Raw genomic sequence first — 14,946 nt, 5'->3', positions numbered from 1 at the left:
CCGAAATCCTCTGAAGAGGATTGGGAGCCGAGTTCCCCAGTCTGCTTTAGCAGACTTTTGCGGTGAGCCAGGGAGTTCACTCCCTGGTGGTTGTGGCCGCAACCCCGCAGCTCCAGGGGTTTTCGAGAAAAGTACCACCACTTGACAGGACTGGGTGGGCTCGGCCCACCACTGGGAGATTGTTTTCCAGAGATCGCCTAAGTCATTAACCTACAACCGCCGATCCGGCATCCCCTCCTGGGAGGGGCAGAATACTAGTGAACTTTGCTGTCGCGCACCAGGGCTAGATCGTGAATCGGACAGTGGGGAATCGCATCACTGGCCTGATGGCGATACCAAACTTGATGACAACTGGCCACCGGGCAGCGGTAGCGGGGACTTTCAACCCGAGAGGAACTACCGGAAAGGGGGGAGTAGCGATCGCCGTTGTCCGCGTCAACCCTGTTTGGATGGTCGGTCGTCATGGGTCACCCCCGCTGGCAATGGTGGATCAGGCCACTCAAAAACTGGCTAGTTCGATCATAGGAGGGCTGCCGCCAAAGATCAGCCGGTTTTACAAAACGCATTGGTTATAGGTTTCATATAACTTCTTGGTACCCTCCGGGATATTACTGATGGTACTTAGATTCGGAGGACTGTGGTAGATTTATTTCGTGTTTCTTGATTTCCATGAATTTTGGATAATCTGTTCCAAAATTCCCCTGTGGTGATAGGCTTGTTAGTCAGTTAGACTCCGTAGGGCTCTTACGGGTTTCTACGGTTGTCAAACATTTCGCTGATTGTTTTCAAATACGCAAGTTCCTGAGTCAATAAACCCCATGCAGGGCCAGATTTGGAGTTTTGTCTCTGGGAAGGCTCCAAATTTGAACTGAGTCTGATGTGGGTTCAAAGCTGAGGTGGTGTCTGGCTATAGCCAGGGACTGCTTTTGTGCAGTCATGCTGCAATAAAGCAGCCCTAGCCCGTCAGCCCCTTCTGCTAAACGGTGTGAGGAGTGGTCTCAGAGGAGTGGTGTGAGGCGCATCTATAGAAAAAGGCCTAAAAAAAGGCCCGTTTATCTTGGGGTGCTGTTTTTTCTATCCCTAGTCTTAAGTTACGGCTTAAGCTTTTGGGGACAGCCCCCGTCTCCGGTTTATAGTCAAGCTCTCATTGAAAATCAGGCATCAGCTGAGGTAGGTCCGCCAGGAGATAGACAGGTCATACCGTCTAATCCGACCCAGATTGCCCCGGCCCCTGGTGTGTTACCTCCGGGTGTCGAAGAGCCGCGTTTAGAAATTGTGAAAACGGCTGACCGAGCGGCAGCTGAGCCTGGCGATGTGGCCATTTACCGGCTGCTGGTAACGAACGTCTCTAACCAGGTGGCTGATCCGGTCACCATTACTGACCAGTTGCCCCAAGGTTTGATTTATGTACCTGATTCGGTGCGTAGCGAACCCCAGCAGCCTACAGATATCAACCTTACTGACAGTACGCTGACCCTCACCTTTGGGGCGTTAGGCCCTAACGAGTCTATTTCAGTGGTCTATGGCGTGCTGATGACCCCCGATGCGGTGCGGGGAGATGGTCGCAACATTGCCCAGGCCTCAGCCCCTGGGTTTGAAACGGTGACGGCGGTCTATCAAATGACCATTCGTCCTGGCATTGTGGCTGACTGTGGCACCCTTGTCGGTCGGGTGTTTGTGGACCGTAACTTTGACGGTCAGCAACAGCCGGGAGAACCCGGAGTGCCCAATGCCGTGGTGTTTATGGACGACGGCAACCGGATTCTGACGGACCCCGATGGCCTGTTCTCGGTGATTAATGTGCTGCCAGGCTACCGGGTCGGCACCCTAGACCTATACAGTCTGCCGGGCTACACCCTGGCACCAAATCTGTATCGGATTGAGGAAAACAGTGTCTCTCGCTTGGTGCGTCTCTCCCCTGGGGGGCTCGCCCGTATGAACTTTGCCGTAACGCCAACCTTCGGGGAGGAGCAGCCATGAAACTCCTGTTCTCTCGTACCCTGGGGCTGGGCCTGCTGACCACCCTGACTGGATCGTTGGGCTTAATGCTGCCCGGTTATGCCGCCCCAGAAGCTGCGGGAACTGCGGCTGATTTGGATGGTATCGGGCTGGACAGCCGCGATCGCCTTTCCCCCAGCCAACCAGGTTCTGACCCTGTGGTCACCACTGGTTCAAAGCCTAGCCCTGAGTCAGAGTCTAGCCCTGAGACTGATGTCGCTGAGGCCGCAACGATTGAAGAGGCGGCTCAGCCTGAGGTTGCAGATGGGGGCGTCCCGAGTCGCTCAACTACGCTGCCCCTGGGGCGTTTACAAGAGGTGATGCCTGAGGAATCAACCCTGCTGGACGACCTTGTGCCGACGGTGGCCAATCGGCGGGAAAATTCCGAATTGTTTGGCCCCGCCCGCGACCAGGTTCCCCTCAACCCGCCACCCACCCAGCCCCTAGCGCCGGTAGACCCACCCGCCGCAGAAACAGCCCCCGAGTACGGCATCACCCTAACCCCGGAACGGGCTGCTCAAATTCCAGCGGATGGGCGCTCCTCCCTGGTGCTCATCGGGGAAATTACCACCCCTGATGGCCAGCCCCTAGCCGAAGACGTGGTCGTTACCCTGACCACCACCGCTGGGGAATTTATCGGGGCCGACTACGATACCGATCGCGGTGGCTTTCAAGTCTTGGCTCGCCAAGGGCAGTTTCGGGCTCAGTTGCGCTCGACCCTAGAGGCTCAGCCAGTTACGGTGCATGCCACCGTCAGTGGTCGCGAGGTGCGCGGCGCTGATCCCAGTGATGGCCAGACTTACCCGCCGCTGCGGGCCTCCACCCAGGTGGGCTTTTTCACTGACCTGCGTCCGACCATCATTTCTGGGGTGGTAGATGTGCGGTTGGGCCGAGGGGGCACTAACCTGCTGGGCAGTTTCCGGGACTTCCTCAGCGATGACGCCCTCAACCGGGATGTGGAACTGGGGTTTGAAACCGCCATTTTTGGTACCGGCAGCATCGGTGAATGGCTGTTTACCGGGGCCTACAACAACACCCGCTCCTTGAATGAGCGCTGTGATGGCACCGGGCTCTACCGGGATGTGCAAGCCTGTGATCAGACCTATCCGGTCTATGGCGACAGCTCCACTACCGATTTTCTCACCCCCTCCATCGACAGCCTGTACCTGCGGTTTCAGCGGGACTCTGTGGTTCCCGATGCCGACCCCGACTATTTCATGTGGGGGGACTATGGCACCCAGGAGTTTGCGGCGCCATCCCAGAGTTTGACGGCCACCGTGCGCGAACTCCACGGTTTCAAAGGCAATTACACCTTTGAAAATGGCATTCAGCTGACCGCCCTCTATGCCGACAATGTGCGGCCCTTCCAGCGGGATACCTTGGTTCCTGATGGCACCAGTGGCTTTTACTTCCTCTCGCGACGACTGGTACTACGGGGCAGCGAAAACGTCTTCCTAGAAACCGAAGAGCTCGATCGGCCCGGCACCGTGGTAGACCGCAAACCCCTCTATCGAGGGGCCGATTACGACATCGACTACGATCGCGGTACCCTGCTGTTTCGCCAGCCGATCAATACCATTGACATCAACCCCCTGGGTCGCACCCTAGTGCGGCGGATTGTGGTCACCTACCAGGTGGATGGCCCCAATGCGGGCGGCAGTCTGTACGCCGGGCGCGTCCAGTATCGCCCTAGCGGCGATGATGGCGGTATTGTCGGGGCCACCCTGCTGACCGAGAACCAGGGCATCCAAGACTTTACCCTGTATGGGTTTGACTTCTCCTGGCCCCTGGGAGACCGGGGGCAGTTTACCGGGGAAGTTGCCCGCTCCAGCTTTAACACCGACGGCACCAACGCCAGTGGCAATGCCTATCGGTTTGAACTGGCGGGCACCCCCCTGGATGGGATCACCGGCCAAGCCTACTTCCGCTCTACCGACAGCGGCTTTAACAACAATGCCACCAGCAGTTTCCGGCCGGGGCAAACCCGTTGGGGCGGCCAGGTGCTGGCCCGGGTCAGTCCGACCACCCAACTGCGGGCCTTACTGGACCAGGAGGTCAACTTTGGCACCGCCCCCGAGGTGCTCACCGCCCAGGAGGCGCTACTGCGGCCTGGGTTCCTGCCCGCCCCTGGGGCACCGGTGGACAACACCCTGACTGAGGTGCGGGGCGGCATTGTGCAGCAGTTCGGTAGCGCCACCCTGGGGGTTGACTTTGTCAATCGCTCTCGCCAGGATCGGGCCCAGAACCAATCCACCAATGCCAGTCAGTTGGCCTCGCGATTGAACCTACCGATTACCGGAGCGCTCAGCTTTTTAGCCCAGAGCGAGCTCAACCTGGGTGAGCAGGACCCCCTCTATCCCACCCGCAATACCATCGGTCTGGAATGGGCCATCCAGCCTGGGGTTAGCTTGCGGCTCGCCCAGCAGTTTATCTCGGGCGGCCAGGGGCCCAGCTCCATCACCAGCCTGGATAGTCTAGTGCAGTACGAGCTGGATGATAACACCACCCTAACCAACCGCTATTCCCTGCTGGGGGGCTATAACGGCATCACTGGCCAGGGGGCGATCGGCCTCAACCACAGAGTGGTGCTAGCCCCAGGGTTGCGGGCCAACATTGGCTTCGAGCGCATCGTTGGCGATTCCTTTGCTCTCACCGGGGCGGGGCAGCAGTTTGCCCAGCCCTTTGCGGTGGGTCAACAGGGGGCCTCTGCCCTGGGAACCCAGGCGTCCACCTCCTACAGTCTGGGGCTGGAATATACCGACAACCCCGACTGGCAAGCCAGCGGGCGCATTGAGTATCGCGACGGCGGTGGGGCCAGCAACCTAGTGCTGGGGGCATCGGCGGCGGGGCGCATCAGCCGAGCCCTGACCGGCCTAGCCCGGTTTGAATACGCTAACTTTGCCAACCAAACCATTACCGACCAACTGGGAAGTTCCAGTAGTTTGCGACTGGGGCTGGCCTACCGGAACCCGGTAAGCGACCAGTTTAATGGGTTATTCAGCTACGAATATCGCAGTAACCCCAGCAGTACTCCCGAGAGTATTCTGATTGGCACTGGCAGCGATTCTGAAGATCACACCCTGGCCCTAGAGGGGATTTACGCCCCCAACTGGCAGTGGGAGTTCTATGGCAAATATGCCATGCGCTATAGCAGCGCTAACCTGGCCCAGGACTTTGGCTTTTCTAACACCATTCACCTGGCTCAGTTTCGAGCCAACTACCGGTTTGCCTATCGCTGGGATGTGGGCGGTGAAGTGCGCTGGATTGGTCAACCCGTCGTCGGCTATAGCGAAACCGGCTTTGCCCTAGAGGCGGGTTACTACCTCACCCCAGATGTGCGCCTGGGAGTCGGGTACAGCTTTGGTAGCGCGAACGACGCCTCGTTTACGGGGGGCGGCGGTTACCGGTCAGCCAGCGGTCCTTACTTTGGGATTACCGCCAAGGTGAATCAGCTGTTCAACCAGTTTGGGGTACAGCCGGTATCGCCCCAGCAACAGCAAGAATCCGTCATCGATGAGGATATGGTGCAAACCGGGTCCGATGCCGAAGCGGTGAGTGCGGTGCAAGGAGGTGCAGAATGAAGCAGCAATGGGTATATGGCATCGGGGCCGCCGTACTGGGTACACCGGTGTTGGTGGGGATAGCGCTCAGCCCGGTTTGGAGTCAGACCGAACCCCTGATCGAGTCAGAGACGCCGCTGGAGGAAGCGGTACCGGCCTACAGCATTCGGGTGACCAGTGCCTTGGACGGGGATCCTGTGGCCGATGAGCAGCTGACCTTGCGGGAAGCGCTGAAGCTGGCCAATGGCACCCTACCCCTGGACGCCCTAAGTCCAGCAGAGCAGGCCTTGGTAGAACCCCTGACCGATGGGGCAGGCTCGGAAATTAGCTTTGAGTTGCCCGAGGGTGAAACCACCATTGAACTGGTGGATTTGCTGCCGGAGGTGGTTGTCCCCAACCTGGTGATCGATGGCACCACCCAGGCCGGTTACGATGCCGAGGCGATGATTGATCCCCGGTTTCCCCCGGCCCCGGTGGTTACCCTGACGGTCGCCCCAGGCCAAGAGGTGGCTAGGGGTCTGAGCATTGCCGCCGATGGGGTGGTGGTACGGGGGCTGAGTATCTACGGATTTCGCACCACCGATCGCGCCACCCAGACCACTCCCCCCTCGGATATTTTCATCAGTGCCCTGGCCCCGCCAGTGGATGCCAGCCCCTTGACGCCTCCCCTACCGATGTTTCGCTTATCCCGCCAAGACACGGTGCCCCAGGGGGTGGTGGTGGAGCAAAACTGGCTGGGGCTACCCCCCAGTGACGAGTTTCCAGAGGTGCCCTCGGCCTTTGGGGTGACGGTGTTTAACAGCACCGATGCCGTAATTCGCAACAACCGGATTGAGCACCACGATGGCAGTGCGATCATTAGCGGCTTCCAGGCGAATGGGTTGCAGATTAGCGAAAATGCGATCGTCGGTAATGGTCTGGCCGGTATGCCCGATGCCATCCGTCTGGAAGGTACCATCGCCGGATCTGCGATTACCGACAATCTGATCTGCGGCAATGACGGTAGCGGCATCTATCTGTTCAAGCCGGAAGGGGCCAGTCAGATCACCGGCAACACCATTCAATACAACGGTCGGCGGTTTTTCCGCTCGGCGGTGTATGTGATGGGCAGCGACCACCAGATCAACGATAACTTCATTGGTTTTCAGCCCGGACCCGGGGTGGTGGTGGCGGCGCACCCTGACAGCGATCGCAACCTGATTCGCCAAAACCGCTTTGCCCAACTGGATGGCCTCAGTATCGATTTGGTTACCCAGGGCAATGCCGGAGTCCAGGACTTTCAACGGGGAGATGGGCCTAACCCGCCCCGCAATTCCCACAACCGGCGCCAGGAGACTGGCAATGGGGCGATCAACGCCCCCAGGTTTGATAGCTATCGCTTCACGGGCACTGGAGACACGGTGACCGTCACCGGCAGGGCCGACCCCGGTAGCGAGGTGGACCTGTATTTGGTGGTGGAAGACGACCGGCCCTATGGTCCCCTGGCTGAGGTGATTACCACTGTCTCCGCCGGAGACGATGGTCGCTTTAGCGCCGATCTGGAGGTGCCCCCGGGCAGCCACCTGAGCGCCATTGCCAGCGATCCCAGCTATGGCACCTCGGAACCGGCCCCGGTGGCGGCGGTGCTGGATGCCGATGGATCGCTGCCCGTGCTACCGCCCCCGGCAGTGGAGATTCCCAGTTGTGCCCCGCCGGAGCCCCCGGAGATCGTGGTCGACCCAGAGCCCGAACCCCTGGTCTTAGAGGTGCCGCGCAATATCCACTTTGCCCTGGATCGGTCTGATATTAGTGCCGAGAGCGCAGAGATACTGGACCAAATTGCCGAGGTGATGCTGGAGTTCCCCTTCCTCACCCTGGAACTCCATGGCCACACGGACCCCCGCGCCAGTGCCGCCTACAACCTAGCCCTGAGCGAGCGTCGGGCCAATGCCGCCCGCAATTACTTGATTGCCCAAGGCGTTCCCCCAGAGCGGATGCAGATCGTGCCCTTTGGCCTGACCCAGCGGCTGAGCGATGAAAGTTCGCGGTTGGCCTATGCCCGCGATCGCCGGGTGGAATTTGTCTTTACCGACCTACGCGGGGTCGACATCATCTTTGTCGATCAAGAAGACGATCTGCAACTTGAGTAATTATCCTGCCCCCAGTCCTCCATCTGAAAAGCACAGGTTATGTTTGCAACGTTTCGGTACAAGATTAAACGCACGGCCAAGCAAATTCTCTATGCCCTAACGGCCATGGGGTTAGTCATCGTCATGACCCTGGGCATGCTGCTGCGGGCCAAACCGGCCATGGCCCAGGCCAACCCCGGCGGATTCTTTGGCGTTGATCAAATCATTACCAGTCCAGGGATTGCAGACGAACTTAATTTTCCTGATACTCCCTATGCCGATCCCTGTGATGAAGGGAGCTATGGTGGGTGTACAGGTAATACCACCAACCTCACCTTTGGCGCAGGCAACAACTTGATCTTGGATGCCGTGATTGTCGGCGGCGAGCGATTTGAGCCCGCTCGCCAGCTCTTGCCCCCAGCCGGGCTGCCAGAACGGTTGGTGTTTCGACGAGATCCAGCTATTCCCGAAGAACGGGTAGTTATCTTTTTTGAAAGCGAAGAAAACAACCCGCCAACTGACGAGATCAGCCTTGCCCCCGAGCGGGCATTGACCCTGGAAGAAGCGATGCTCAGCCAGATTATTAATCGCGGCATTGACAATGTCTTCCACAACGCGGACCTTAACGTTGCTGGTCGAGAAACTCGCAACAATATTCAGCGGATCGACTACTTAATTACGGGCGACCCACCAGACATTACAGGGATAGACCTGACTACCCTCGATCGCGCTACCACAGGCTTTCTAATTCTAGAGCGGGGGGGCAATGACGACTTTGGAATTGCGGCTGTAACTGCTGTAGATGGCAATGGTGACCCCACCGAGTATGGTCCGCTGATTGAGGTAGATCGGGGAGACTGGGGGAACAGTGGTTTAGCCCCAATTCCTACGGCTGTTTTGCGGGCCGATGACTTACCCCTGTCTACCGACCCCACTGACCCGGTCTATAATCCATCCCACCAGGTTGGGCCCCAATCAATCGAAGGCATTGTCTTCCCGATCAATTCTCTGGTCGACGACACGGTCGATACGATTTTTGGCTACTCCCTATTTGCCGCTGATGTCGGGCCTGGAGCTGATCTGGCAGACTTTCTCGGCCCTGGTTTTTCAGATACTACTGGCGGCGGGTCTGGAGCTGGCGGTCTAGACCTGGTTGCCGGGGGTTTTGGTCTGGTGCAGGCACAGCAGGTGCCGGTCGGCGACTTTGCCCTCACCAAGCGGATCACCAACCTGGCTGGCCCCGCCAACGTGCCTGACTTTACAGTCGTGGAAGGGGCAGGGGACCCCCATGTTGACCTGTTGCAACAGGAAGGGTTGGGTCAGGGGGTGACCACCATTGCCGACCCCCCGGTGGGCCCAGGCAACGAAGTGGAGTACACCATTTACTTCTCTAACATTGGGGCTGGCCCCGCCGAAGATGTGGTCATCTGCGACCAAATTCCGGCCGCCCTGACCTTCTCGCCCGATACCTTTGGTGCTGGGGAAGGCATCGAAGCAATTGAATCCTCCTCTCCGGCTGGCCCTCGGGTGACCTATACCAATGACGATGATGGCGACCCGGGCACATTTTTCCAACCAGGCGAGGCTCTGCCCACGGCCTGTGGGGCTGACCAGGGCAATGGGGCTGTGGTGGTGAATGTGGGCGATGTTGACAGCAATGAGGTGGGGTTAGTCACCTTCAGAGCCACGGTCAACTAGCCAGTACAAGCATCAATATAGGGTATTCCCCCGCTTGGGAGGCAGACTTGCCTCCCTTTTTTTGGTTGGAATTGCCTGCCTAGAGCATCGGTACAGTATGTCAAGATCCCAGGGTTCTTGGGCTGATTGGCCATGAGTTTCGGGGCATCCCAGGGACAGAACCCTCCTAAGAAACTCGGCTCCGATCGTAGGGTGGGCTCTGCCCACCAACCCCAGGAACCGTCGTCACCGGGTTTCTTTCTGCTCCTAAGAAACTCGGCTCCGATCGTAGGGTGGGCTCTGCCCACCAACCCCAGGAACCGCCGTCACCGGGTTTCTTTCTGCTTTATCGAAGGGCACCGCCGTTAGTCAACCGCTGGGATCTGAACCGGCGTGCTAGTGTTCAGTCACTTCTAAATTTGTAGGTTGGGTGGCGCTCTTAATTAGCTTTACGGTCAACTTACAAAGATGAGCAGTTGGTTAAGATGCTGTGTTTCCTCAGGGATGGCAAATGCCTTTGTCATAATAATTAAGGGCTGAAGCGCTGCTGTGGCATGACTGTATGGCAGAACGGTGGCAACCTTCCTGAAGGTACCAGGCTTTGGCACAGCGCTTACCCTAATTTTTAGCCTTGACAAACCACTAGTACTCTGAGGCAGAAGTGACTCATCTATTTCCACAAGCCCGAACCTTTGCTTAGAGCGGAATTCGCCTTCTGCCTTCTTACTTCTGCCTTCTTACTTCTGCCTTCTTACTTCTGCCTTCTTACTTCTGCCTTGCTGTACTAGCTTTGTATGCGAAAAAACTCCCAGACGCTCAACCGAGGCTATTTCCTTGATCAAACGTTTGAAACCCAGATTTAAAGATACTAATTCAGACCAGTTTTTTCGCACGGATCACCTAACCGGTAATCTGGGCACCCGCACAGTTCGCAGTGGGGCTGTCACCATCACCGCCCAGGGGCTAAAGTTTGGCCTCACCATGGCTTCAACCGTGATTCTGGCGCGGCTGCTGACCCCGGATGACTATGGTTTGATTGGCATGGTGACGGTGGTGATTGGCTTCGTGCAAATCTTTAAGGACCTGGGCCTGTCTGAAGCCATTATCCAAAAGGAGCAAATTAACCACCAACAGGTGAGTGCCCTGTTTTGGATTAATCTACTCATCAGTATTGCCATCGCCCTGATTGTCGCGGCCCTGTCCCCAGCGATCGCCTGGTTTTATGGCGAATCACGTCTGATCCCCATCACCCTAGTCTTAGCGACAACCTTTATTTTAAGTGGGTTGACGGTTCAACATCAGGCCCTGCTCAGACGGCAAATGAGCTTTTTGGCCCTGGCCAAAGTTGATATTATTTCTCTGGTTATCGGGGTGTTGACGGCTCAAATAACCGCCTTTTACGGGGCCGGCTACTGGGCTTTGATTTATATGCAACTGGCCACCAAGCTGGCCTTTGTGGCTGGGGTTTGGCTGGCTTGCCAGTGGAAACCAGGGCCACCCGCCTGGAGCCCAGACATTCGCTCAATGCTGAAATTTGGCGGCAACCTCACGGGCTTTCGCTGTTTAAACTATTTTTCCCGCAACTTCGACAATGTGATGATTGGCCGGGTCTGGGGGGCTGGTGAACTCGGGCTTTACAGCAAGGCCTATCAATTACTGCTACTACCCATTACCCAGATCAACGGCCCGGTTTACAATGTGGTGCTCTCGGCCCTCAGTCGCTTGCAGGGGGACCCAGAGCGCTATCAGCGAGCCTATTTCAAAGCAGTTTTAGCGATCACCACCCTGGGTATGCCGCTGGTGGCTTTTTTGTTTGCCTCGTCAGAGAAAGTGATTTTAATATTGCTGGGGCAAAATTGGTTGGGGGTCTTGCCCATCTTTCAATTTTTGATGCCAGCAGCGTTTGTGGCCACATTCACCATATCAATGGGGTGGGCCTATCAATCCCTGGGGCGGGTGGATCGGCAGCTGCGCTGGGGGATTTTTTCGTCGGGCGTTAATGTAGTTACGTTTCTGATTAGTGTGCGCTGGGGGGCTGTGGGGGTCGCCGCCGCCTATGGGGCCTTGCAACCGATTTTGATTGGGATTGAAGTGCTGTATTGCTACCGGGGGATTCCACTCCGACCGATTGATCTATTGAAGACTTTATCGCGTCCGGCCTTTGCCGCCCTGGGAGCGGCAGCATTGGTGGTGTTAATCAATCAATCGATTGCCGCTGAGATTAATGTGCTGATCAGCTTAGGGGTAGATGCTGTCATGTATGCACTTTTTTATGTTGGCTTGTGGATGGTGGTACCCGGTGGACGGCGGACATTTTTTGAGATTTTGCGGGTAACGAAAGAGTTTAAACGCAAGTGAGAACGGGTACTGTCTTTTGCGAACTGCTTATGACCACCGATCGCCCCTTACCCTTTATTTCAGTGATTATTCCGGTGTTTAATGACGTCGCTCGCCTCAGGGAATGTCTGGGGGCGCTGGCCGACCAGACCTACCCCAAGGATAATTTTGAGGTGGTGGTGGTAGACAACAGCCCTGGGGCCGATCAGGCCCTGGTCCGGCTGCCAGAGGAGTTTAGTGCCCTGACCCTGACCGTGGCCCATCAACCCCGGCGGGGCTCCTACGCCGCCAGGAACCTGGGACTCACCCTAGCTCAAGGACCGGCGATCGCGTTTACCGATTCAGACTGTATTCCAGCTGCGGACTGGCTGGAGCGGGGGGCACAGCACTTAAGTCAACACCCAGACTGTGGGTTAGTGGCTGGGCGAATTAAGTTTTTCTTTCAGTCGCCGGAATCCCCATCGATCGCGGAAATTTATGACAGCTTACATCTGCTGACCCAGCAGAAATACATTGAAAAGTACCACTTTGGCGCCACGGCCAATGTGTTTACATTTAAGGACGTTTTTGCAAACGTTGGCGCTTTTAATGACACGCTGCAATCGGGCGGAGACAGTGAGTGGGGAAAGCGGGTGTTTGCCGCTGGCTACGAACAAATTTATGCTGAGGATGTGGTGATTGCCCATCCGGCCCGCACCAGCTTCAGGGCGTTACGCAAAAAGGTGGTCCGCATTACCGAAGGAGACTATTACCTGAATGATACGGATGATTGGCCCTTGAGCCGGTTCTTGGCGGACGTGCTGATCGACTTTAAACCTCACATCAAGTACTTCTTTGATTTAGCTGAAAAGCCTCAAGTCCAAGGGTTTCGTAAGCAACTAGGCTGCTATTTGATGTATATCTATCTGCGGTATCTCAAGTCATGGACGCGACTTAGGCTGTACATGAGGAACGTCACTAACCGATATCATGCCGACCAGGGGCAGGAGTCGGAGTGATGGCATTCCGTAACACCAAACAGTCCCTCTGAACCTACCAGAGGGGATAGTATTGAAGGGTGACCTCAGCCCAGGAGAGATGATGGCCAACATCGCCGTGATTGACTATGACATGGGAAACTTGCACTCCGCCTGCAAGGGGTTGGCGATCGCGGGGGCAACCCCTCACATTACCGATGTAGCCGCTGACCTGGCTGCTGCCGATGCCCTGGTGCTGCCGGGGGATGGGGCCTTTGACCCGGCCATGCGGCATTTGCGATCGCGGGATCTAATCCAGCCGATCAAGGATGCGATCGCCAGGGGCAAGCCGTTTTTGGGCATTTGCCTGGGGCTGCAGCTGCTGTTTGACTATAGCGACGAAGGCCAGGAAGCGGGGCTGGGTATTATCCCCGGGCATATCAAAAAGTTTCAGCCAGAACCGGGCATCACCATTCCCCACATGGGCTGGAACCAGTTGACCCTGACCCAACCGGATTGCCCCCTGTGGTCGGGCATTCAGGATGGCGACTGGGTCTACTTTGTCCACTCTTACTATGCCGAACCCAGGGACCCCCAGGTGATGGCCGCCACCACCACCCACGGCAGCCAGACGGTAACCGCCGCGATCGCCCAGGAGAATGTAATGGCCATGCAGTACCACCCGGAAAAGTCGGCCCCGGCGGGGCTGACCATGCTGGCCAACTTTGTGGCCCTGGTCCAGGCCCAGCGTCCGGCGGTGGCCCGATAAGCCATGCTCCGCATTTACGGCAACCGCGCCCTCAAAACTGTACCCGGCTTAGGCACCCGACCCACCTCGGCCCGGGTGCGGCAGGCGCTGTTTAATGTTTGGCAGGGGCGGGTGGCGGGCTGCCGCTGGCTGGACCTGTGTACCGGCAGTGGGGCGATGGGGGCCGAGGCCCTGTGCCGGGGAGCCGCCGAGGTGGTCGGGGTGGAGCTATCCCCAGAGGCCTATAAGGTGACTCGGGAAAATTGGCAGCGGGTGGCCCGAGCCGACCAGACCATGCGCCTGTTTCGGGGGGATGTGGTCAAGCAGCTGTCGCGGCTCCATGGCCAAGCTTTTGACTTGATTTATTTTGACCCCCCCTACGATGGCGGCCTGTACGATGCGGTGCTGGAGCGGGTGGTGGCCCTGCAACTGCTGGCCCCAGGGGGCGAGATCGCCGTAGAGCATCGGCCTGGGGCCTGGACAGCGGGCCTGGTGCCGGGGCTGGAGTTAATTCGTCAAAAGCGCTACGGCACGACTCACCTGGCGTTTTATGCCATGCCAGGAGGGGATGCTGACACCTGAAACCCCGAATGACCCACCCCTGCCCCTCCCAGGAGGGGATGCTAAAACCCGAAACCCAAAACCTGACCCCTGACCCCTGAAACCCCGAATGACCCACCCCGCCCTCCGGGCACCCCTCCAAGGAGGGGATGGGGCCGACTTTACTGCTGCATGAGATTCCATCGAACTGACGTTACTACAACCGGCTACTGTCTATGCCGGAGGATTCTGCCCTACGGAATCACTTGGGCCAGGGCCTGCTGGATGATGTCGTCGCGATCGACCAGGCTGGCCAGGGCTTCGGGTTCGTAAATGCCTTCGGCCACGTCCAGGGAAGCGGCGTTAAGTGCGGGTTCATAGGCTTCTTCCAGTGCCCCCCGCAAGTCTTCATCTTCGACAATCATCAGGGCACCGGCAATGTCTCCCTGGCGCAGGCGATCTTTTAAGTCGAGTAGTTCTTCCATGGGTTTTAGAATACAGCTCAGCGTTTACCAAACCCTGGGGTTGAAGTTGGCATCGTTTAAAAGCACCATGTCGTCGCCGGATTGGGCCATCACAAACAGCCCCTGGCGGTAGGCGTAGCGGGCAACGTCGGATGGAACAACCATGGCCGCGACGGCTCCCAGGGCGTTGACATCCCGATAGCGGGGCATCAGTCGTTTGAATTTGCTGAGGCGTTCCAGGTGTTCGTCCAAATCTGCTTGTTTTAGGGTCTTCCTGATCGCTACGATTATAGCCCTGGTGCCATTGGCAGCTAGCAAATCGATATCTAAGCTCTCTCCGCCTCGCTGTACAAAGACAGCGGACAGTTCATGCAGCATAATGCCACGTTCCTGAAATAAACGCTTTATGTCAGGACGGACGTCCCAGGCATCGAAATCATGAAAAAGGCGCACCCCTTTCCTCCTTACGCTGGGTGCATCCCACTTTTGCAGCCCTCACCCTAAATCCCTCTCCCAAAGCGGGAGAGGGACTTTGAATCCGGCCCCCCTTCTCCCATT

10 protein-coding genes and 1 pseudogene are annotated in these 14,946 nt (G+C 57.5%); 8 read left to right on the top strand and 3 right to left on the bottom strand.

Annotated elements, in window-relative coordinates; all coding sequences use genetic code 11:
* Window positions 1-254: 254 nt before the first annotated feature.
* Window positions 255-464, bottom strand: a complete 210-nt coding sequence (locus E1H13_RS04700) for a hypothetical protein (RefSeq protein WP_169612242.1) — start codon at window positions 462-464, stop codon at window positions 255-257.
* Between the two features lie 772 nt (window positions 465-1,236).
* Here E1H13_RS04700 and E1H13_RS04695 point away from each other — a divergent pair.
* The 8 genes from E1H13_RS04695 to rsmD all read left to right on the top strand — a co-directional run bounded on the left by E1H13_RS04695 (window position 1,237) and on the right by rsmD (window position 13,966).
* Window positions 1,237-1,980, top strand: coding sequence for a hypothetical protein (locus E1H13_RS04695; protein ID WP_347404119.1), 744 nt, complete (start codon window positions 1,237-1,239; stop codon window positions 1,978-1,980).
* Window positions 1,977-5,579 (top strand): TonB-dependent receptor, encoded by a 3,603-nt coding sequence (locus E1H13_RS04690; RefSeq protein ID WP_206070040.1) that lies wholly within the window; start codon window positions 1,977-1,979, stop codon window positions 5,577-5,579. The genes E1H13_RS04695 and E1H13_RS04690 overlap by 4 nt, the downstream gene beginning before the upstream one ends.
* Window positions 5,576-7,687 (top strand): OmpA family protein, encoded by a 2,112-nt coding sequence (locus E1H13_RS04685; RefSeq protein WP_169612240.1) that lies wholly within the window; start codon window positions 5,576-5,578, stop codon window positions 7,685-7,687. Before E1H13_RS04690 ends, E1H13_RS04685 begins: the two co-directional genes overlap by 4 nt.
* 39 nt (window positions 7,688-7,726) lie before the next feature.
* Window positions 7,727-9,364, top strand: coding sequence for a DUF11 domain-containing protein (locus tag E1H13_RS04680; protein ID WP_169612239.1), 1,638 nt, complete (start codon window positions 7,727-7,729; stop codon window positions 9,362-9,364).
* An 813-nt stretch (window positions 9,365-10,177) separates the two neighbouring features.
* Window positions 10,178-11,701: a lipopolysaccharide biosynthesis protein gene (locus E1H13_RS04675; RefSeq protein ID WP_206070038.1), complete on the top strand. Its 1,524-nt coding sequence runs from the start codon at window positions 10,178-10,180 to the stop codon at window positions 11,699-11,701.
* A 29-nt stretch (window positions 11,702-11,730) separates the two neighbouring features.
* Window positions 11,731-12,678, top strand: coding sequence for a glycosyltransferase (locus tag E1H13_RS04670; RefSeq protein WP_169612238.1), 948 nt, complete (start codon window positions 11,731-11,733; stop codon window positions 12,676-12,678).
* A gap of 82 nt (window positions 12,679-12,760) precedes the next feature.
* Window positions 12,761-13,405, top strand: coding sequence for an imidazole glycerol phosphate synthase subunit HisH (gene hisH / locus E1H13_RS04665; protein WP_169612237.1), 645 nt, complete (start codon window positions 12,761-12,763; stop codon window positions 13,403-13,405).
* 3 nt (window positions 13,406-13,408) lie between these two features.
* Window positions 13,409-13,966 carry a 16S rRNA (guanine(966)-N(2))-methyltransferase RsmD gene (gene rsmD / locus E1H13_RS04660; RefSeq protein WP_169612236.1) on the top strand — a complete coding sequence of 186 codons (558 nt, stop codon included), beginning with the start codon at window positions 13,409-13,411 and terminating at the stop codon, window positions 13,964-13,966.
* 212 nt (window positions 13,967-14,178) lie between these two features.
* Here the strand turns inward: rsmD and E1H13_RS04655 are convergent, their stop codons facing one another.
* The gene (locus tag E1H13_RS04655; protein ID WP_169612235.1) at window positions 14,179-14,409 is read right to left on the bottom strand and encodes a hypothetical protein; all 231 of its coding nucleotides are present in this window, start codon (window positions 14,407-14,409) and stop codon (window positions 14,179-14,181) included.
* Between the two features lie 24 nt (window positions 14,410-14,433).
* Window positions 14,434-14,844, bottom strand: a pseudogene (locus E1H13_RS04650) (DUF3782 domain-containing protein); the annotation flags it as partial.
* Between the last annotated feature and the right edge of the window lie 102 nt (window positions 14,845-14,946).

The sequence above is a fragment of the Nodosilinea sp. P-1105 genome (genome assembly GCF_012911975.1).
In the GTDB taxonomy this organism is placed as follows: domain Bacteria; phylum Cyanobacteriota; class Cyanobacteriia; order Phormidesmidales; family Phormidesmidaceae; genus Nodosilinea.
The sequence above is the reverse complement of the archived record's forward strand: the minus strand, read 5'-3'. Positions and strand labels throughout refer to the sequence as shown.